An 18,428-nucleotide genomic window follows, 5' to 3' on the forward strand; every position below is an offset into this window, starting at 1 on the left:
TGGATATAAGCCTCCCCATCAAACTAAACTTGATAAGCGCAGGCTCTTATTATCTGTTTTTTTATTCTCAATGATGGCTGCTTTGCTGTTGGGTTTTGGCCACAGGGCTGCAAGAGTGCCTGGCACTCTTTTGCAACCCATTCCAATAAATAATTTTATTTTAGTGGTAGTTGGTGCGGCTTTTTGTGGATTATGGGCTGAAATAATTCGCCAGCTTGCTTTAATGGCCCGATCCCGTGATGCTTCTAACTAGGTTAATTTGTATGGGATTTAGGTGATAACAGTTGGTTTATTCATTCCCGTGCCTTTGCTTATGCCGGCAAGATTATCTGCTGCTTTAATCATTTCCCCAAGGGCCATTTGGGGATCTTGATGTAAATTCCCATTCATTGATACATAACGTTCAAGATATAGCCTTAATGTGGCGCCTTGGGTGCCAGTGCCAGAAAGACGTAATATTATCCTGCTTCCATCTTCAAGCAATATTCTTAATCCCTGCCCAGTAGTTATTGACCCATCCACTGGATCAGCATAGGAGAAGTCATCTGCCAGGGCTATGGTGTTATCAGCAAACTTTTCACCTTTTAGGCTGCCAAGGCGATCGTGTAGGCCCTGGTAGATGCTGTGAGCGCGATTACTATCAACGCCTTCATAATCATGGCGAGAATAATAATGGCGGCCATATTGATTCCAATGGTCGCTCATAACATCTGCAACACTGCATTGGCGTTTTGCAAGTATGGATAACCAAAACAACACAGCCCAGAGGCCATCTTTTTCCCTGATATGGTTGCTCCCCGTACCAAAACTCTCCTCCCCGCAAATAGTTATTTTTCCGGCATCTAGTAAATTCCCAAAAAATTTCCAGCCCGTTGGCGTTTCATAGCATTGGATACCAAGTTGTTTGGCCACTAGGTCTACAGCGGCACTGGTTGGCATCGAGCGGGCTACACCTGCAAGGCCTTCCGCATAACCTTTCGCCAGAGACGAATTTGCTGTAATAACTGCAAGGCTGTCGCTAGGGTTTACAAAACAACGTTGCCCTAGAACCATATTGCGATCGCCATCGCCGTCGCAGGCGGCCCCAAATCGGTATTGATCGCTATTTAATAGTAGGTTTGCAAGCTCATGGGCATAGGTGAGATTTGGATCTGGATGACCACCTCCAAAATCTTCAAGGGGCTTTCCGTTTCGCACTGTGCCACTGGGGGCACCAAGGCGCTGTTCAAACAGTTGAGTTGCATAGGGGCCGGTTACCGCATGCATTGCGTCGAATGCCAGCGGCCAATTCGACTGAAGTAAACCGCTGAGAAGATCAAAGTCGAATAAATTTTCCATAAGTTTTAAGTAATCGTTTATTCCATCTATTACCTCCACCTCAAAGCCTGGATATGTATATTTTTGGGCTTGATTTAATGATAGATTGGGAAGATCAGAGATGCTGTAATCTTCCAAGGATTTGCTGCATTCGTATATTTCGTTTGTTAGGGATTCAGGGGCTGGACCGCCGTTTGCGCCATTGAGCTTTACTCCGAAATCACCATCGGGGCCACCTGGGTTGTGGCTAGCGCTCAGAATGATTCCGCCAATTGCATTTCTACTTCTAATTAAATGGGAAGCAGCTGGAGTGCTGAGGATTCCATCGGTGGTGAGTATCAACTCAGCAATGCCATGGGCAGCTGCCATGCGGGCGATCACTTGAATTGCCTTGTTATTCCCAAAGCGTCCGTCGCCACCCACCACAAGGGTTCCCCCTTGCACCCCTGGCAGCACCCGCAGGATTGATTCAATAAAGCTTTCTAGGTAGTGGGGCTGGCTAAAATGCTTAACGCTTTTGCGTAGGCCCGAAGTACCCGGTTTTTGGTCTTGAAAAGCTTGGCTGAGCTGGATTCTTTCGATTGCAGGGCTTTGGGGTGCTGTCAATGGATTCTCTAGCTCGCTTAGTTATCCTAAAGTTCGTTCAAACAGGGCAAGTGGATATGCGGAATCCTTTTTGGTTGCAGCCAGCCTGCTTATTTCCACTGGCACTTATTTTCAGTTTGCTGTTTGCGCCAGCCCATGCCGCTGTTGAACCGGCATACCCTCAAGCGCTTTTAAAAGTTAAGGAAGCAACCGAGGCGGTGCTTGGCCGCACTGGCACTGAGGGGTGCCTACAAGGAAAATTAATGAATGCAATGGTGGAGCTATCCAACAGTTGTGATGCCTCCGGTCGCAAGGATTCAATTTGTAATTTTGCAGACAAATTTGTGATGTCTTCGGTGCCTCCCTTGGCGGGATTGGATGATGCAGCCCAGCAGTTCTTAAAACTCACATCAAGTCCCTAGCGCTTTTTGATGCCGGGCCCTGTTTCAGCTGGGGCAGCTGGTTTTTCCTGTTCTTTTTTAACGCAGAGTTGTAGTAAATCTGTTGCCTTGTTCAGCAATAGTTCCTTGCGATCAAAGTTGTTGATTGCGGCTACTTTTGCCTTTATGGTGATAGTAAATGCAGTGTCTTTGCATAATGCTGTTAGGAAAGGTTTGTCTAGTAATTTATCGGCCAAAATTCTTGCAGCTTGGCAGCCGGCATCTTGGTTCCTTTGGGCGCATTCCACCACGGCATCAAAGGTTGGTTTGAGGTCTGTTTTGGTTAAAGGTTCCAGCTCCGCCTCAAGCTGTTTTGCGCTCTTGGCCTGTTGGGCGGAGGCAGGGGCCACTTGAAGTGCGAATAAGCTGAGGCAAACCAAAAAAAATCTTGCCATGGCTACGGAGAAACTTCCCTATTGGTCATAACTTTGCCACAGAATCGCTCAGCTTTATCCAATTTCTTTTCCAATCCAGGTGATATCCCAAGGTTTGCCCCTCCCCAAAGACGATCGATCTCCCTTGTGAAATGCCTAGCTAGTTGAGCCGAATGGATAATTACTAGGGTTTCATCATTGCCATGGGCGGCGCTGGGGCTCCAATTAAATGAACCACTGATAACAGTTTTGCCATCAATTACAGCTAATTTATGATGTAATTTATCTCCGTTAGCTAATTTGGGTATGCCAACTGCCATTAATGGTTTTTGCCAAGGCTTATTTTTTGCTTCTAATTTGCAGCGTTTATCAGGAAGGCTCACTCCCATGATATCAAGAAGTTCCGAATAGCTCCGACTGGCAAATCCAGGATCAACCAATACTCTTAATTTTATACCAGCCCTTACCCTTTCTTCTAAAACCCCTGTTAGCTCTTGGGCTGAAAATACGAATAGTGCCAAATCAATTTTTTCTCTTGCTTGTTTTAAAGTATTTGCAATTATTGCTAATCCATTGCTTGGATTACTTCGCTTGTGGGGCGCAAACAGAACTTGTAATTTAGCCGTTCCCACCATCGCTTCTTGAGTGGATCCTGAATCTTTGTTGATGCCAAATTGATTATTCCAAAGTTTTTCAAACTCCCCCCTAAATATTTGAGCTAAGGCCTGATCATTTACTTTGATTAAGTGATTTGTGGTCCCTTTTGTGTGCCCAGCCCCTGCATCTCCATGGATGTCTGAATTGCTAAAATTGGCTGATCCAAAGATTACATGCTTTTGATCTATTACCAAAAATTTGTGGTGCATTAGGCCACTGCCTTTGCTGTTGTCTGCTGTGTCGTCTTTCAATGGCACGCCAGCTGTTTCAAGCAGGGCCATTGCATCTCCATTAAGGGTTTCTTCTGCATTTAGCCTGCCATCATTGTTTGCATCGGCTAGGGCTGCCAATTGCCCCAAGCGCTGTTGCTGATGGGCTGGAAGCCCTGCCGCATGCAATTTGCTCCACGGTTTGCGATATTGATTTTCAACTACCACTCTTACCCTGATGCCGGCTCGATGTTTTGCAGCTAATGCCTTTGCAATTCTTGGCAGTGATAATTCTTGAACAGCAACTAAAACCTCACCTTTGGCGCCGTTAATAGCTTCTAGAATGAATTGTTCAAGGTCGTCACCGGGGCGATTCCTCCCGTTGATTGGGCTTTTGTATTCAGCTTGGCTAAGTTGATTAAACCTAACCTCTATCCCCTCTGGTTGATCTATATTTTGTTGCTTGTTTGCTAGGTAGCTCGCCGTGGCCGAGCAGCCTGTATTAAGAGCTCCAATTAGCGCAGTTGTAACGCAGATTAAAAGCTTGAGGTTTATTTTTTTAACAAGCAATCTCCTGAGTGCGAATACTTACAGTATTCCCCTTATTGGGGTTTTATTGCTTAGCTGTGTTCAGGCATTTCTGCAAAACGAAGCATTAAGGCAAACCAAAGGCAACTCACCACTAATATCAAGCCCACTCCAGCTCCTATGCCCGCCTGCTTCATGAGTAGGGGCACTGCCAAAGGCAGCGTTAATGAACCCGCAAGGGGTATACCTAATACAAGCAGTTTTTTTAGGGGCACCTAGTTAGAACCACTCTGCTTTTGCTTGTCCTGGGGTGTTGCTGTTGTCTTCTGGGGTGGTGCGCTCAAACTCAAGGGTGATGTTTCTGCTTTGTTCACCATCAGCGGCAACGGCCTTGATTGGATAGAGCTGCTTGCCATCACGGAAGGGAACTTGAATCCTAAATGTGCCATCCGCTGAGAGTGGTACAACCTCTTCTCCAATGGAAAGGGTTGCTGATGGTTCAGTGGCTCCGTAAACAATCAACTCTGCATCAGCCACCAGCCAGAAAGAGCGTTGGCGAGGGGCTACACCACCAATGCCACTCTCATTGCGGCCACTAGCCCACCGGCCAATCCCTGAATCATTCAAGCCGTGCAGGGAGGAATTGTTTTCATCCATTTCATGGAATGCCTCTGAACCGCGGCCCAGCTTGCGCCAACGAACAGTGGCAGTTTGATAGAGGCGCTCATGGAGACTGCTGTCGCCAGATTCCATGGGGGCTGGCAGGGTGGTGGGAGCTGCATCCAGGGAGAAGGGAACAAATTGATCAAGAATTTGTTCACTGGGATGCAAGGCTGGAACCCTTGCAACAGCTGAGAAGGCTAAGGAGAACCAACCGCCATCAGTTTTGCGAAAGCCCAGCTCAACGCGGTAATCGCGGTCGCTCAGGGGTACAGGTAGATACCACTCGGTTGCATTGCTATCAACCACCACTTCTTGCAGGGTGTGGGGGTGGCTTGCTCCGCTCTGCAGGCCGGTTACATCAGAAACCCTCAGGCACAGTTGGCGGGCACCAGCTGAAGTTGCTGCATTTCTGCTATCGCTGGAGATCTCCCAAAACACATAGGCCCATTGAGGATCCCTGGGTAGAAACACCACCCTGGTTTCAGCTAATGGAAGGGGAACATCACCAAGGCTGGTTTCCATCTCAGCCAAGGAGATTGCTGTTTCAAGCCGTGTGCGACCTGTGCTGAACTCCTGCTGCTTGCTGATGGCATCCAGGAGCTCTTCCTTGGATTTACGGCTGTAGAGCCCAACACCTAGGTCACTGGCCACACGGCGCAACTGCCGCAGGGTTAGACGGGCTAGTGACGAAAGCGTTTGGTTCACCACGATTAAAGGATTGGTTTGGGATCACTTTGGCTTTAGTAACCAAATCCCACAAGCGGCTTGGGCTGCCTGGTCAGCAATCGCTGATTCTTAACCCTCGAAAATCGCTGATTTGAGCGGCTGTTTTCAGCGGCCGATGCTTCGGTAAGGCACCTTCGCAAGGAAGTTTTCAGCGATTTCACCGGCGGGCGCAGCGGTGCGCATGGCGGGCAGGGAGCGTACCCATGGCATGTAGTCCTCTGGGTAACCACCGCGCCTTTGGCGAGCCCTTGGGGGCAGGGCACGGGGGGTACCGGTGTAAACGACTTGGGGAAAACCAAGGATTTTTCGGTAGTAGGCGTCGTAGCGGGGGCTGGTGATGTTGAAGGGAGTTTCACCAAGGTCGCGGGAACCCACCACGCGGTTGCGCTGGAAAGGAACCGTGTCAAAGCCAAAGGCGTTGAGATATTCATCGCTGTTGATGATGTCGTCCACCATGCCCTTTACCCCTCGGGTCATGATCACTGCAGCCCAGGCGATCTCTTCGCTTTTGCCGTGGGTGGTGCGGCCCAAAAGTTTTTCCACCAGGTGGCGAACCACCTTGTAGTTGCTGTTTAGGTTGTAAAAACTGCGGTTAAAGGTGTCTGAAAGGCAAAGGGAGCGGATGAAATCACGAACGGTGATCTGTCCGTTGCGCAGCTGGCTTTCTAGGAAGCGATCCCGATCAACCTTGAATGCATGGAAAAAGATTTGGCGATAGGCGGCTTCAATCACGAAACCCAGCTCTTGACGACCGAGGGTTCTATCAAGTGCAACAGCCTTGGGATCTTCATCCGATCCCACCCGGAAGGGCTCTACTCGGGCATTTTTAGTGGTGGGAGCGTATGAGAGAAGGGGCAGGGCCACGCGTGATCAGCATCCGTTGTTGATGATCGTAGAAGTAGGGCAGTCCCTGGGAGCTTTTGTAGTTCACGGCACTCACAGTCCGTAACCTTCCAGAGCTGATTGCAATTGCTTCACCAGCCCAGCAAAGAAGCAGCAATGCCATTGCTGGAGCTGGATGTGCTGCTTTGCTGACCGCCGTTAAGCCTGGTTTCGATACATAGGGATGCTGTGTTGGATAAGCCCTCCACGGTGCTGCTGCGCAGGCGGATATTGGGGCTCACAAACCAAAAGCGTTCTTCGCTTGCCATGGTTTCGTAGCTGGTTGTTAGCCAAAGGCTCCCCTCTTGGTCGAGGCGAAAATTTCCGGCCACGGGAGCGGTTTCGGCATAGCCCCGATCCCGCAGCAATAGCCCTTGCCTGCCTTCTGTGTCGGTGGGGATCAGGGCAAACATGCTTTCACCCTCATGGGCTTCACCATGTTTATCCCATGCCATCGATCCCCCCCAGCGCACGTGGCAGCCGCCAACCACCTCGCCGGGGTTTTGGTTGTGCAGATTGGCCATTGCCACTAGGCGCGGATCATCGGGGCTGAGCATCGCCACTTCGATTAAGGAGCCCCCTGCTTCAGCCCTTCGATGCAGCAGATGGTGGCTGGTGCGTTGGGAGCGCCAGCTACCAGCGCTTAAACGAAAAAAAGTGAGGGCGTTATCGATTTGATCCATGGAAATGGCTTCAGGTGAGAGGTTGGAGCCGAAAACCGCAGGCGTGGCCCCCTTCAAGCTTCCAATGCACCCTCTCAACGGCGCAATCGGGAAAAGTTTTACGCATTAATTGCAGTTCTTGATCACAAATTACCGGGAATGCCTCCGCAACCCTAGATACCGAGCAGTGATATTCCTGCAGCATCCAGTTAGGGCCACCAGGTTCTGCCTCACAATCAGCCACATACCCCTCCCTTCGCCTTAGCTCCACCAATTTTTCCAGCCTCTGGCCAAGGGCACCATTGCCAATTTGACTGCGATAGCTCTTGGCCAGCAGTTCGGCCTGGTTGTAAAGCAAACTTTGAACCTGGCTTGGGCTGAGGCTTTCACTCATCGATTGCAATAAACCCAAGGCAAAGTGTTCACTGCCATCTGGAAAGTGCCCCCTGCCGGCGCTGGTAAGTCGCCAGCGGTTGCTGGGCCTTCCCCTGCCGATGGCTTGGGGGCTGGCTTCAACTAGGCCCTTATCCTCCAAGCTGCGCAAATGCCTGCGCATCACCTGCACTGAAAGCTCTAGCTGCTCCGCCAATTCCCCAGCGCTTGCTTCGCCTTGACGCAGAAGCAAAGTAAGCGCCGCTTCATGGGTGGTGGCTGGGGAACTGCTGGTCATGGATCCAGCCTGGCATCAAGCAACTGCAATTGCGGAATCCAAGTAAATGTTTTGTACTCTCTGAATCAAATCAACACCCTCAGCTAGTGGGCGTTGGAAAGCTTTGCGGCCCATTATCAAGCCGCAACCACCAGCCCGCTTATTAATTACTGCGGTGCGAAGGGCATCATGGAGGTCATTGCGCCCCGCCGCCCCGCCGCTGTTGATCAGGCCGATCCGCCCTGCAAAACAATTGAGCACTTGATACCTGCACAAATCTATGGGGTTATCGCTGCTTAGTTCGCTGTAAACCCGTTCATCTGTCATGCCATAGGCCTCGCCTAAGGCCTTCTCCACGGCCCGATAGCCCCCATTGTTTTCAGGAAGCTTCTGTTTAATTATGTCTGCTCCAATGGTTACACCAAGGTGATTAGCTTGCCCTGTGAGATCAGCGGCTAGGTGGTAATCGGCATCGGCTTGCTTGAAAAGGGGATTTCGCAAGTAACACCAGAGAACGGTTGCCAGGCCCCGCTGGTGGGCCTGCTCAAATAAAGCGGAAACCTGTTGTAGTTCGCGGTTGCAATCATCGCTGCCGAAATAAATGGTGGCTCCCACGGCAACGGCCCCCATGTTCCAGGCTTGATCTACCGATGCAAACAGGATTTGCTCGTGGTTATTGGGCGCTGTTAAGAGTTGGTTGTGGTTGAGCTTCACCAAAAAAGGGATGCGATGGGCCCAGCGGCGCGCCACGGAACCCAGCACCCCAAGGGTTGAAGCAACTGCGCTGCAGCCTGCCTCCACGGCCAGTTCAATGATCGCTTCACTGTCGAAGTAACTGGGATTTGGGCTAAACGAGTGGGCTGCAGAATGTTCAATTCCTTGGTCTACCGGAAGAATTGATAGATAGCCCGTATGGGCCAACCTGCCAGCGCCATAGAGCTGTTGAATGCTGCGCAAAACCTGGGGGGAGCGATCTGAACAAGCAAAAAGACGGCTCACTCCATCGGCGCTGGGGAGGTGCAGAAGCTTTTGAGGCACCTTGGCTTGGCTATGGAGCAGAAGTTCCGCCTCATCACCCAGCAGCTCTTCAATGGAAACTTGGGGCAGCCCGGATTGGGTAACCATGGATTTGGATCAGCTCTTAACTGCAAGCTATGGCGCCAAAAGCAGCTTTCAGTTAAGGGAAAGGTCGCGGCGGGTCATACCCTTGCTTTACCCTTGGTATAGGAAACCAGGGTGTTTCGTAAATTCCCTCGCCCATAGCCCCATGGCTCACGACACAAACACTCCAGCCGTTTCAGAGAGTCTTGAGGTGATTCGGCGTTTTGCCGAAACCTATGCCCAACGCACCGGCACCTATTTTTGCAGCGATCCTGGCGTTACGGCCGTTGTGCTTGAGGGATTGGCTCGCCATAAAGACGACCTGGGTGGTGCCCTTTGCCCCTGCCGTCACTATGAAGACAAGCAGGCGGAAGTAGAGCAGGCCTTCTGGAATTGCCCCTGTGTGCCAATGCGCGAGCGCAAGGAATGTCACTGCATGCTTTTTCTCACTGAAGACAATCCATTTAGGGGTGAACAGCAAACAATCTCTATTGAAGAAATCCAAGCCCACACCACCGGCTAATGACCGCAACCTCCTCCCCAATTACGCCGCCTTCCAGCCTTGGCTCAGAGCTCAGCGATCTGGTTCAACAGCCCTATCGCTACGGCTTTGTAACTGATATTGAAACCGATAAAATCGCCAAGGGTTTAGATGAAGATGTGGTGCGACTAATATCAGCAAAAAAGCATGAGCCAGAGTTCCTATTGAATTTTCGGCTCAAGGCTTTTCGCGTTTGGCAGCGCATGGAGGAGCCGGATTGGGCCGCTTTGGGTTATCCCAAGATTGACTACCAAAATATAATTTATTACGCTGCTCCCAAACAGCAGCAAAAAAAGTCAAGCCTCGATGAAGTTGATCCAAAGCTATTGGAAACCTTCGAGAAATTAGGAATACCCCTAAGTGAGCAAAAACGTCTTTCAAACGTAGCTGTTGATGCGGTGTTTGACAGCGTTTCAATTGCCACTACCTATAAGGAAAAACTCGCCGAAGATGGGGTAATTTTTTGTTCATTCACAGAAGCTGTTGATGAGCATAGGGATTTAATCGAACGCTATTTGGGTTCGGTTGTTCCCATTGGAGACAACTATTTCGCTGCATTAAATTCAGCTGTATTTAGTGATGGATCCTTTGTTTTTATTCCCAAAGGGGTTGCCTGCCCCATGGATCTTTCCACTTATTTTCGCATCAATAGTGGTGATACAGGTCAATTTGAACGCACTTTGATAGTGGCGGAAGAGGGGGCTTCGGTGAGCTATCTGGAAGGTTGTACTGCACCGATGTTTGATACCAATCAATTACATGCAGCCGTAGTTGAACTAGTTGCCCATACCGATGCTTCAATAAAGTATTCAACCGTTCAAAATTGGTATGCTGGTGATGAATCAGGTAAGGGTGGTATTTACAATTTTGTTACCAAACGTGGGATTTGTGAGGGACCCCGTAGCCACATCAGTTGGACCCAAGTGGAAACAGGTTCTGCAATTACCTGGAAATATCCCAGTTGCCTGCTTGTAGGTGATGATTCAGTTGGTGAATTTTATTCTGTTGCCCTCACCAACAACCATCAACAAGCTGATACGGGCACAAAAATGTTGCACGTGGGTGCCCGCACTCGCTCCACAATTGTTAGCAAGGGAATAAGTGCCGGCAAGTCTTCCAATAGCTATAGGGGTTTGGTGCAAATTGGCCCCAAGGCCTGCGGAGCCCGTAATTACAGCCAGTGCGATTCAATGCTCATTGGTGACAAGGCTGCAGCAAATACTTTCCCTTACATACGCTCCCAGCAACCTGATTCCACAATTGAACATGAGGCAAGCACCTGCCGAATTTCAGCGGATCAGCTTTTTTATCTGCAAAGCAGGGGGATTTCCTTTGAAGAGGCGGTTTCAATGATGGTTAGCGGCTTTTGTCGTGATGTTTTTAATCAGCTCCCCTTGGAGTTTGCGGCCGAGGCAGATAAATTGCTTGCCCTCAAATTGGAGGGGTCCGTTGGTTAACGGACCTAACGCAACTCTGATTTCCCCATTCATTTTGATATTTCACCTGTGACGGCTACCACCACCACCCCAAATCCCCCCCTGCTGGAAGTTAGCAACCTCAGGGCAAGCGTTGTTGATCATGAACTTGATCAGGAAATTCTCTGCGGCGTTAATCTAACGGTGAGGGTTGGTGAAATTCATGCATTGATGGGTCGTAATGGCAGTGGAAAAAGTACTCTTTCTAAGGTGATTGCTGGCCATCCTTCCTATGTAATTACAGCTGGTTCTATTCGTTTCAAGGGTAGGGATCTGGCTGAATTGGCCCCAGAGGAGCGTTCACGGGCAGGCATATTTTTAGGTTTCCAATATCCGGTTGAGATACCTGGAGTTAGCAATTTGGAGTTCCTGCGGGTTTCCACTAACGCCAGGCGCATTGCCCTTGGCCTGGAGGAGTTGGATACATTTAGTTTCGAAGATCATTTGCAGCAACGTTTGCAATTAGTGCAGATGGATCCATCCTTTTTGGATCGAAGCTTGAATGAAGGCTTTTCCGGTGGAGAAAAAAAGCGCAACGAAATTCTGCAAATGGCTTTGCTCGAGCCATCCCTTGCAATTCTTGATGAAACTGACTCTGGCTTAGATATAGATGCACTGCGCATTGTTGCAGAGGGAGTGAATCATTTAGCTGGTCCCAATAATGCAACTCTGTTGATTACCCACTATCAAAGGTTGCTCGAAGCAGTAACGCCTCACTTTGTGCATGTGATGGCCCATGGTCGAATCTTGCGCACCGCCGGCCCTGAACTTGCCTTTGAACTGGAAAGCAAAGGGTACGACTGGATTGATGTTGAAGCTGGCATCAGTTCTAGGGCTGATGCGATTGGGGAGGCGGAGCATGAGCTGGCTTAACCACTTCCTCCAAGCCCATGGCAGTGGATCAGAGCAAGCAATTGATCAATTGCAGCAGCAGGGCTTGCCCCATCGGCGCCTAGAGCCCTGGAGATTTACAGATATTGCTCCCCTCACCGGCCTCACTCCTGCTCTGCTCAAGCCGAGGGGAGCGGCCCAAGCTGTTGCCCATCCAGCTGTTGAGTCAGGGGTGGTGCGTTTAATGCTTGCTCAAAATGGTTGCAACTTTGTGCTTGCGCCCGGCTCCGCTCAGCCCCCCACCGGATTAGAGATTGAAAGCGCACCCAGGGGAGGGGCCTGCGCCGATAGTGCTTGGGTGTTTCAGTTGCAGGATGTGTTGGCTGGTCCAGCCTTGAATTTGCAATTGGAGCCTGGTGAATCCCTACGGCTTGAATTGCTGCTAAATCCCGGAGAGGCCAACGCATTATTAACACCACATCTTCAAATTCACTTGGCTGATGGTGCTTCTTTAGAGTTATTTGTGCAGCTACAAAGCAGTGAAAATAGTTTAATTCTTTTTACTTCTATTATTGATCTAGGTAATGCTGCTCAATTGCTTGAAGCCCAAAGCCTCAGCGGAGCTGAGGGGGCAGTTTTATTAAGTGGAGCCGAAGTTAAGCAAGCTCCCTCTAGCCGCTATGAACGCAGCGCCTTTGTGCATGGCTGGGCCTTGGCCCGTCAGGAGCCTCGGGTTCAGCAAACCGATGGTGCTGCCCACACCTGTTTAAAAGATTTGGCGATTGCGGATCTAGATCAAATCATTGATCTACATAGCTCTGTGCGTTTTGATGGCCCAAACGGTTGCCTTGAGCAGCTGCAAAAAGCCTTGGTTGATGATTCTGCCCACAGTATTTTTAATGGCTCGGTGCAGGTGCCAAGGTTGGCACAGGGCACTGATGCTTCTCAATTAAGTCGTCATATGTTACTTAGTAATCGCGCCCGAGTAGACGCAAAGCCAGAGCTAGCAATCATTGCAGATGATGTTCGTTGCAGCCATGGCGCAACAATTAGTAGTTTGGCAGACGAAGAATTGTTTTATATGCAAAGCCGTGGGATTAAACGTGAACAGGCGGTTGCCCTATTGAAAAAAGGTTTTTGCATGCAGATTATTAATTCCATGCCTGCCCTTGCCCGCAGCTGGGATCTGCTAAAGCAATCTTCATAGCCATGAACACACAATCTGCCATTGTTAATGATTTGGCCCAGCGCTGTAGAGGCGATTTTCCTGTATTGAATCAAACCATAAATGGTAAACCACTTATTTATCTCGACCATGCGGCAACCAGTCAAAAGCCCAAGCGTGTATTAGATGCTTTAAATAATTATTACAGCCATGACAATGCTAATGTTCACCGCGGTGCCCATAGCCTCAGTGCAAGGGCTACCGATGCATTTGAAGCGGCGCGAACTAAAGTGGCTAAATTTATTGGCGCTAACGATTCCGCTGAGATTGTTTTTACTCGCAATGCTACTGAGGCGATCAATTTAGTTGCCTGCACTTGGGCTAATGCAAATTTGCAACCCGGTGATGAAATTCTCACATCAGTGATGGAGCATCACAGTAATTTAGTGCCGTGGCAACTGGTGGCCAACCGTACTGGAGCTGTTTTGCGCCATGTTGGCATTACTGCAAATGGAGAATTGGATATTGATGATTTTCGCGCCCAGCTTAATCAGCGCACTCGAATTGTACCGCTTGTTCAGCTAAGTAATAGCCTGGGTTGCTTAAATCCAATTGCCAACTTGGTTGAGTTGGCCCATGCTGTTGGTGCCAAGGTGCTGGTTGATGCTTGCCAGAGTGTTGCCCATATACCTGTGGATGTGCAAGCTTTAGCGTGTGATTGGTTGGTGGCTTCTAGCCACAAATTATGCGGCCCCACCGGCATGGGATTTCTTTGGGGGCGGCGTGAATTACTTGAAGAAGCGCCACCGTTCTTGGGTGGTGGCGAAATGATTGATGAGGTTTTCCTTAGCCACAGCACCTGGGCAGGGCTGCCCCATAAGTTTGAGGCGGGAACGCCCGCCATTGGCGAAGCAATTGGCATGGGTGCCGCCCTTGATTACTTAGCGGATATTGGTTTAGTTCAAATCCATGCTTGGGAGCAGCAATTAACTGCTCAGCTATGGGATGGCTTAGCACGCATTGAGGATTTGCAGTTGCTTGGCCCCACCCCTGAACAACAACCAAATCGTGGGGCCCTTGCCAGTTTTGTGGTAATGGGTGCTCACCCCCACGACCTTTGTGCTTTGCTCGATGCCAGTGGTATTTGCATTCGCAGTGGTCACCATTGCACCCAACCACTGCATCGACTTTTGGGTATAAACGCTTCTGCTAGGGCCAGCCTTGCCTTCACCACCACCAGCGCTGAAATTGATCAGTTTTTGGCAGAATTAACAAGCAGTATTGCTTTTTTAAAAGAGCACAGTTGAAAATATGGCACGTCTCTTTTTAGTTGTACTAGGGGGGCGAACTGCAAAAAGTAACATTGAACTCCACGACGTTCGCTTTGTTGCTGGCGATACGATTGAAGCTACTTATCCAGAATTAAAACGCCAGTGGTTTGGTGCTCGCTCTGGTTTACATATCGATGCCTACATGGCTGTGGAATTTGTTGATGGTTATGCGGTAAGCCTTAGCAGTGAAGCGCCAAAAAATCTTGATCAGCAACTTTGGTTTGTTAATATGGGTGCATACAACTTTGAATCGTTAGCTGAGCTCCACCATTTTGGAGTACTTGTGGCTCCCTCAGCCCAGGCGGCTAAGGCTTCAGCTAAGCGCCATTGGTTGCCAGGAGCACACCTGCAACACAAAGATGATCTCTGCTCCATTGATAACTGCTTAGCCATCCAGCAGCTTGAAATTGGATCAGATGGCCCTTGGCATGTGCAGCTAAATCCCGATCCCCAGGGCCGCAATCAGGCCCAGGTGCCCGATTGGTTTGGCTACCGCTTGATATGAGCTGAATTTAATTGGCAGTTAGGATTAATCCATAGCAAATAGTTCTGTTTCTATGAATATCGATGGTTCACCCTGGCGCACAATTTGGCTAGAGGAGGGCGGCAGGTCGGTTGGTGTGATCGATCAAACCCAGCTGCCCCATCAATTCAAAACAAAATCACTTGGATGTTGCGCCGAAGCAGCGGCTGCCATCAGCACCATGGTGGTTAGGGGTGCCCCTTTGATTGGCGTTACTGGTGCCTACGGGTTGATGCTCGCCCTGCAGGTTGATTCCAGTGATGCAGCCTTAGAAGCTGCATTTGAGCAGCTCAATGCCACTCGCCCCACCGCCATCAATTTGCGTTGGGCCCTTGAGCGGGTGCGAGCCAAGGTGCAGCCCTTGCCCCTCGATCAGCGAGCTGCGGCGGCCAAGGCAGAAGCGGCGGCAATTGCTGAAGAGGATGTGGCCATGTGCGAAGCCATCGGCGAGCACGGCCTTGAGCTTTTTAGGCAGCTGGCAGCAGCCCGCCCAGGCCAACAGCTCAACGTGCTCACCCATTGCAATGCCGGTTGGCTTGCCACTGTTGATTGGGGTACGGCGTTAGCACCGATTTATAAGGCCCACCGCGCCGGCTTGAATATCCATGTTTGGGTGGATGAAACCCGCCCCCGCAACCAGGGGGCATCCCTCACCGCCTACGAATTGGCAAAGGAGGGTGTGCCCCATACGGTGATCGTTGACAATGCCGGCGGCCATTTGATGCAGCACGGCCAGGTGGATGCTGTGATCGTTGGCACCGACCGCACCACCCGCAATGGTGATGTTTGCAACAAGATCGGCACCTATTTGAAAGCTCTGGCTGCAAACGACAACGGTGTGCCTTTTTATGTGGCTTTACCAGCTTCCACAATTGATTGGAGTATTGGCGATGGCGTAGCCGAGATCCCAATCGAGGCCAGGTCTGAGTTGGAGGTAACCCATATTCAAGGGGTTGCTGGAAACGCTGAAATCTGCACTGTTCAGTTAACGCCCACCGGGAGCAAAGCTTTCAATCCTGCCTTCGACGTAACACCAGCGCGTTTGGTTACAGCATTGATCACGGAGCGAGGCGTGGCAGCTGCCACTGAGGCTGGGTTGAGGGGGTTGTATGCAGTTGCCAATTAACGTTTTATAAATCTGCTTTTACCTCCTTGTTTAGTGACTTGCGCCAGGAGCTGGTAGAAGTAGCAAGGCGGCTGAATGGCACGGGGCTTAACCAGGGCACTTCTGGCAACCTTTCAGCTCGCATCCCGGGCGGGTTGTTGATCACCCCCAGCTCCCTGCCCTACGAGCAGATGTTGCCAGCTGATCTGGTGGCAATTGATTTCAGTGGCAAGCCGTTAGTTGAAGCTCAAACCGAACGGCGACCATCTTCTGAATGGCGGCTCCATGCCCATATCTTGGCTAACAGGCCTGAGCAGCAAGCTGTGCTGCATTGCCATTCAATCCATGCCACTGCCCTTTCTTGCCATTGCAGAGGCATACCCAGTTTTCACTACATGGTTGTAATGGCTGGTGGTAATTCGATTCGCTGTGCCCCATACGCCACTTTTGGCACGGAGGAATTGAGTGAATCAGTATTTGAAGCGTTGCGGGAACGTAAGGCCTGCCTGCTGGCCCACCACGGCCAGGTGAGCTTGGGCGCAACCCTTGATCAGGCCCTAAGCCTGGCGGTTGAGGTGGAAACCCTTGCCCATATGTATTTGCAGGCTTTGCAGCTCGGTGAACCAGCATTGCTTGAGGAGCGGGAAATGGAGCGGGTGCGCCAGCAGATGGCAGGGCTGAACTACGGCGGACTCAACTGGCAAGCAGCCAATACTTAGAGAATCCACACATTGCGCAATCTTCCGTTACGATTCAGTGGGCGGATAACCGTTCATCTTCCCTAGTTTCTCCCCGAACTCATGCAAACCACAATTCAGCAGCGCTCCAGCGCTTCTGCGTGGCAGCAGTTCTGTGAGTGGGTTACCAGCACCGACAACCGCCTCTATGTGGGTTGGTTCGGCGTTCTGATGATCCCCACCCTGCTTGCTGCTACCACCTGTTTCATCGTTGCCTTCATCGCAGCTCCCCCCGTTGACATCGACGGCATCCGCGAGCCCGTTGCTGGTTCTTTGATCTACGGCAACAACATCATTTCCGGCGCTGTTGTGCCTTCTAGCAACGCCATCGGCCTTCACTTCTACCCAATCTGGGAAGCCGCCAGCCTCGACGAGTGGCTCTACAACGGTGGTCCTTTCCAACTGGTGATTTTCCACTTCCTGATCGGCATCTATGCCTATATGGGACGTGAGTGGGAACTTTCCTACCGCTTGGGCATGCGCCCCTGGATCTGCATTGCCTACAGCGCCCCTGTGGCTGCTGCATCTGCAGTGTTCCTTGTTTATCCCTTCGGTCAGGGTTCCTTCTCTGATGCAATGCCCCTGGGTATTTCAGGCACCTTCAACTACATGTTGGTGTTCCAAGCTGAGCACAACATCCTTATGCACCCCTTCCACATGCTCGGCGTAGCCGGTGTGTTTGGTGGCAGCTTGTTCTCTGCAATGCACGGTTCACTGGTTACCTCCAGCTTGGTGCGTGAAACCACCGAATCTGAGAGCCAGAACTACGGCTATAAGTTTGGTCAAGAAGAAGAGACCTACAACATCGTGGCTGCCCACGGTTATTTCGGTCGCTTGATCTTCCAATACGCATCCTTCAACAACAGCCGCAGCCTGCACTTCTTCCTTGCAGCCTGGCCTGTAGTGGGTATTTGGTTCACCGCCCTTGGCGTGAGCACGATGGCCTTCAACCTGAACGGTTTCAACTTCAACCAGTCGATCCTGGATTCCCAGGGCCGTGTGCTAAACACCTGGGCTGACATCTTGAACCGCGCTGGTTTGGGTATGGAAGTAATGCACGAGCGCAATGCTCACAACTTCCCCCTCGACCTTGCAGCAGCTGAAAGCGCTCCTGTAGCCCTAACCGCCCCTGCAATCGGTTGATCACTAACTAAGCAAACGCTTAATTAGAGGAATAGAAATCGCCCCCGCTAACCCGGGGGCTTTTTAATGGTTACCCCTACTTCTGCAGGGCAGGATGGAAACTGCGGCGAAATTTATTGCATTTGGTGATAGTGGCGTCTTCGGCTGGGGCGATAGCGAAGGTGGCGGTTGGGTGGAGCGCTTACGCCGCCATTGGATGCCCAGGTTGCAGGCGCCAGTTTTATATAACCTTGGAGTGAGAGGCGATGGTCTTGAACGCCTCAGTAATCGGCTCAACAATGAGTTCATGGTCCGCGGAGAGTTGCGTCGTCAAAAGCCCCAAGGCATGTTGATTGCTGTTGGGATTAATGATGCTGCCCGCATAGGTAGATGTGACGGCAGGCAGCAATTAGATCCTGCTGCTTTCCTATTTGGCTTTGAGCAGCTGTTGATAAATGCAAAATGTTTGGCGCCGGTTTTCGTGGTGGGGCTAACGCCAGTTAATGAAGCGGTGATGCCTTTTGCTAATTGTTTATGGTATTTAAATCGTGATCTGGATCTTTATAATCGTCTAATTGAGGAAGCTTGTTTAGGAGCAAATGTGCCATTTCTAAGGCTTTGGGATGGAGAGATAAGCGCCACTGAAAATGTGCCATTGGAATGGTCTAAACGTCTTTGCAGTGATGGGATCCATTGCAATAGTGCTGGCCATGAATGGATATTTGAGCAGGTGAGCTGCTGGCCGGAGCTATTGTTATGGGCCGGGCTGCCGCCCGAGGGTTTCTGCAGGCTTAATTAGAAAATT

Annotated in this window: 20 protein-coding genes; 11 read left to right on the plus strand and 9 right to left on the minus strand. The window is 50.5% G+C overall.

Annotated features, from left to right (window positions below; all coding sequences use genetic code 11):
- Positions 1–270: 270 nt before the first annotated feature.
- A complete protein-coding gene (locus KBY68_RS08015) occupies positions 271–1,923 on the minus strand; it encodes an alpha-D-glucose phosphate-specific phosphoglucomutase (protein WP_255096676.1) in 1,653 nt (550 codons plus the stop codon).
- Between the two features lie 56 nt (positions 1,924–1,979).
- On the opposite strand from KBY68_RS08015, the gene KBY68_RS08020 reads away from it, so the two are divergent.
- The gene (locus KBY68_RS08020) at positions 1,980–2,324 is read left to right on the plus strand and encodes a hypothetical protein (protein ID WP_255096677.1); all 345 of its coding nucleotides are present in this window, start codon (positions 1,980–1,982) and stop codon (positions 2,322–2,324) included.
- Here KBY68_RS08020 and KBY68_RS08025 read toward each other — a convergent pair.
- The 8 genes from KBY68_RS08025 to KBY68_RS08060 all read right to left on the minus strand — a co-directional run bounded on the left by KBY68_RS08025 (position 2,321) and on the right by KBY68_RS08060 (position 8,817).
- The gene (locus KBY68_RS08025; protein ID WP_255096678.1) at positions 2,321–2,692 is read right to left on the minus strand and encodes a hypothetical protein; all 372 of its coding nucleotides are present in this window, start codon (positions 2,690–2,692) and stop codon (positions 2,321–2,323) included. The two genes, KBY68_RS08020 and KBY68_RS08025, sit on opposite strands and share 4 nt — an antisense overlap.
- 47 nt (positions 2,693–2,739) lie before the next feature.
- Positions 2,740–4,152 (minus strand): phospholipase D-like domain-containing protein, encoded by a 1,413-nt coding sequence (locus tag KBY68_RS08030; RefSeq protein WP_255096679.1) that lies wholly within the window; start codon positions 4,150–4,152, stop codon positions 2,740–2,742.
- Positions 4,153–4,202: 50 nt separating this feature from the next.
- A complete protein-coding gene (locus KBY68_RS08035; RefSeq protein ID WP_106498762.1) occupies positions 4,203–4,385 on the minus strand; it encodes a DUF8677 family protein in 183 nt (60 codons plus the stop codon).
- A gap of 4 nt (positions 4,386–4,389) precedes the next feature.
- Positions 4,390–5,478: a DUF4912 domain-containing protein gene (locus tag KBY68_RS08040; RefSeq protein ID WP_106498761.1), complete on the minus strand. Its 1,089-nt coding sequence runs from the start codon at positions 5,476–5,478 to the stop codon at positions 4,390–4,392.
- Positions 5,479–5,604: 126 nt separating this feature from the next.
- Positions 5,605–6,363, minus strand: a complete 759-nt coding sequence (locus tag KBY68_RS08045) for a phycobilisome rod-core linker polypeptide (protein ID WP_106498760.1) — start codon at positions 6,361–6,363, stop codon at positions 5,605–5,607.
- 110 nt (positions 6,364–6,473) lie between these two features.
- A complete protein-coding gene (locus KBY68_RS08050) occupies positions 6,474–7,064 on the minus strand; it encodes a phycobiliprotein lyase (protein WP_255096682.1) in 591 nt (196 codons plus the stop codon).
- A 10-nt stretch (positions 7,065–7,074) separates the two neighbouring features.
- On the minus strand, positions 7,075–7,713 hold the full coding sequence (sufR, locus tag KBY68_RS08055; protein ID WP_106498758.1) for an iron-sulfur cluster biosynthesis transcriptional regulator SufR: 639 nt from the start codon (positions 7,711–7,713) through the stop codon (positions 7,075–7,077).
- A gap of 15 nt (positions 7,714–7,728) precedes the next feature.
- Positions 7,729–8,817 (minus strand): class I fructose-bisphosphate aldolase, encoded by a 1,089-nt coding sequence (locus KBY68_RS08060; RefSeq protein WP_106498757.1) that lies wholly within the window; start codon positions 8,815–8,817, stop codon positions 7,729–7,731.
- 142 nt (positions 8,818–8,959) lie between these two features.
- Here KBY68_RS08060 and KBY68_RS08065 point away from each other — a divergent pair, with 142 nt between their 5' ends.
- The 10 genes from KBY68_RS08065 to KBY68_RS08110 all read left to right on the plus strand — a co-directional run bounded on the left by KBY68_RS08065 (position 8,960) and on the right by KBY68_RS08110 (position 18,422).
- Positions 8,960–9,316, plus strand: a complete 357-nt coding sequence (locus tag KBY68_RS08065; protein WP_106498813.1) for a ferredoxin-thioredoxin reductase catalytic domain-containing protein — start codon at positions 8,960–8,962, stop codon at positions 9,314–9,316.
- On the plus strand, positions 9,316–10,791 hold the full coding sequence (gene sufB, locus KBY68_RS08070; protein ID WP_255096683.1) for a Fe-S cluster assembly protein SufB: 1,476 nt from the start codon (positions 9,316–9,318) through the stop codon (positions 10,789–10,791). The genes KBY68_RS08065 and sufB overlap by 1 nt, the downstream gene beginning before the upstream one ends.
- Before the next feature lie 48 nt (positions 10,792–10,839).
- The gene (gene sufC / locus KBY68_RS08075; RefSeq protein ID WP_255096684.1) at positions 10,840–11,682 is read left to right on the plus strand and encodes a Fe-S cluster assembly ATPase SufC; all 843 of its coding nucleotides are present in this window, start codon (positions 10,840–10,842) and stop codon (positions 11,680–11,682) included.
- The gene (locus KBY68_RS08080) at positions 11,669–12,847 is read left to right on the plus strand and encodes a SufD family Fe-S cluster assembly protein (protein ID WP_255096685.1); all 1,179 of its coding nucleotides are present in this window, start codon (positions 11,669–11,671) and stop codon (positions 12,845–12,847) included. Before sufC ends, KBY68_RS08080 begins: the two co-directional genes overlap by 14 nt.
- Before the next feature lie 2 nt (positions 12,848–12,849).
- Positions 12,850–14,112: a SufS family cysteine desulfurase gene (locus KBY68_RS08085; RefSeq protein ID WP_255096686.1), complete on the plus strand. Its 1,263-nt coding sequence runs from the start codon at positions 12,850–12,852 to the stop codon at positions 14,110–14,112.
- Positions 14,113–14,116: 4 nt separating this feature from the next.
- Positions 14,117–14,641, plus strand: a complete 525-nt coding sequence (locus KBY68_RS08090) for a DUF1543 domain-containing protein (RefSeq protein ID WP_255096687.1) — start codon at positions 14,117–14,119, stop codon at positions 14,639–14,641.
- A gap of 52 nt (positions 14,642–14,693) precedes the next feature.
- On the plus strand, positions 14,694–15,785 hold the full coding sequence (gene mtnA / locus KBY68_RS08095; RefSeq protein ID WP_255096688.1) for an S-methyl-5-thioribose-1-phosphate isomerase: 1,092 nt from the start codon (positions 14,694–14,696) through the stop codon (positions 15,783–15,785).
- A 26-nt stretch (positions 15,786–15,811) separates the two neighbouring features.
- Positions 15,812–16,483, plus strand: coding sequence for a class II aldolase/adducin family protein (locus KBY68_RS08100; protein WP_255096689.1), 672 nt, complete (start codon positions 15,812–15,814; stop codon positions 16,481–16,483).
- 81 nt (positions 16,484–16,564) lie between these two features.
- A complete protein-coding gene (gene psbA, locus KBY68_RS08105) occupies positions 16,565–17,644 on the plus strand; it encodes a photosystem II reaction center subunit D1 (RefSeq protein ID WP_106498625.1) in 1,080 nt (359 codons plus the stop codon).
- Positions 17,645–17,738: 94 nt separating this feature from the next.
- Positions 17,739–18,422 carry a GDSL-type esterase/lipase family protein gene (locus KBY68_RS08110; RefSeq protein ID WP_255096690.1) on the plus strand — a complete coding sequence of 228 codons (684 nt, stop codon included), beginning with the start codon at positions 17,739–17,741 and terminating at the stop codon, positions 18,420–18,422.
- Positions 18,423–18,428 lie beyond the last annotated feature (6 nt).

The organism is Synechococcus lacustris Maggiore-St4-Slac (assembly GCF_024345595.1).
GTDB lineage: Bacteria > Cyanobacteriota > Cyanobacteriia > PCC-6307 > Cyanobiaceae > Synechococcus_D > Synechococcus_D lacustris.

Excerpts from the sequence above, each read along its gene's own strand:
- KBY68_RS08020 (WP_255096677.1), top strand. The coding sequence starts at position 1,980 with ATGCGGAATCCTTTTTGGTTGCAGCCAGCCTGCTTATTTCCACTGGCA.
- KBY68_RS08050 (WP_255096682.1), bottom strand. The coding sequence starts at position 7,064 with ATGGATCAAATCGATAACGCCCTCACTTTTTTTCGTTTAAGCGCTGGT.
- sufR (WP_106498758.1), bottom strand. The coding sequence starts at position 7,713 with ATGACCAGCAGTTCCCCAGCCACCACCCATGAAGCGGCGCTTACTTTG.
- KBY68_RS08060 (WP_106498757.1), bottom strand. The coding sequence starts at position 8,817 with ATGGTTACCCAATCCGGGCTGCCCCAAGTTTCCATTGAAGAGCTGCTG.
- KBY68_RS08065 (WP_106498813.1), top strand. The coding sequence starts at position 8,960 with ATGGCTCACGACACAAACACTCCAGCCGTTTCAGAGAGTCTTGAGGTG.
- sufB (WP_255096683.1), top strand. The coding sequence starts at position 9,316 with ATGACCGCAACCTCCTCCCCAATTACGCCGCCTTCCAGCCTTGGCTCA.
- KBY68_RS08080 (WP_255096685.1), top strand. The coding sequence starts at position 11,669 with ATGAGCTGGCTTAACCACTTCCTCCAAGCCCATGGCAGTGGATCAGAG.
- KBY68_RS08085 (WP_255096686.1), top strand. The coding sequence starts at position 12,850 with ATGAACACACAATCTGCCATTGTTAATGATTTGGCCCAGCGCTGTAGA.
- KBY68_RS08090 (WP_255096687.1), top strand. The coding sequence starts at position 14,117 with ATGGCACGTCTCTTTTTAGTTGTACTAGGGGGGCGAACTGCAAAAAGT.
- mtnA (WP_255096688.1), top strand. The coding sequence starts at position 14,694 with ATGAATATCGATGGTTCACCCTGGCGCACAATTTGGCTAGAGGAGGGC.
- psbA (WP_106498625.1), top strand. The coding sequence starts at position 16,565 with ATGCAAACCACAATTCAGCAGCGCTCCAGCGCTTCTGCGTGGCAGCAG.
- KBY68_RS08110 (WP_255096690.1), top strand. The coding sequence starts at position 17,739 with ATGGAAACTGCGGCGAAATTTATTGCATTTGGTGATAGTGGCGTCTTC.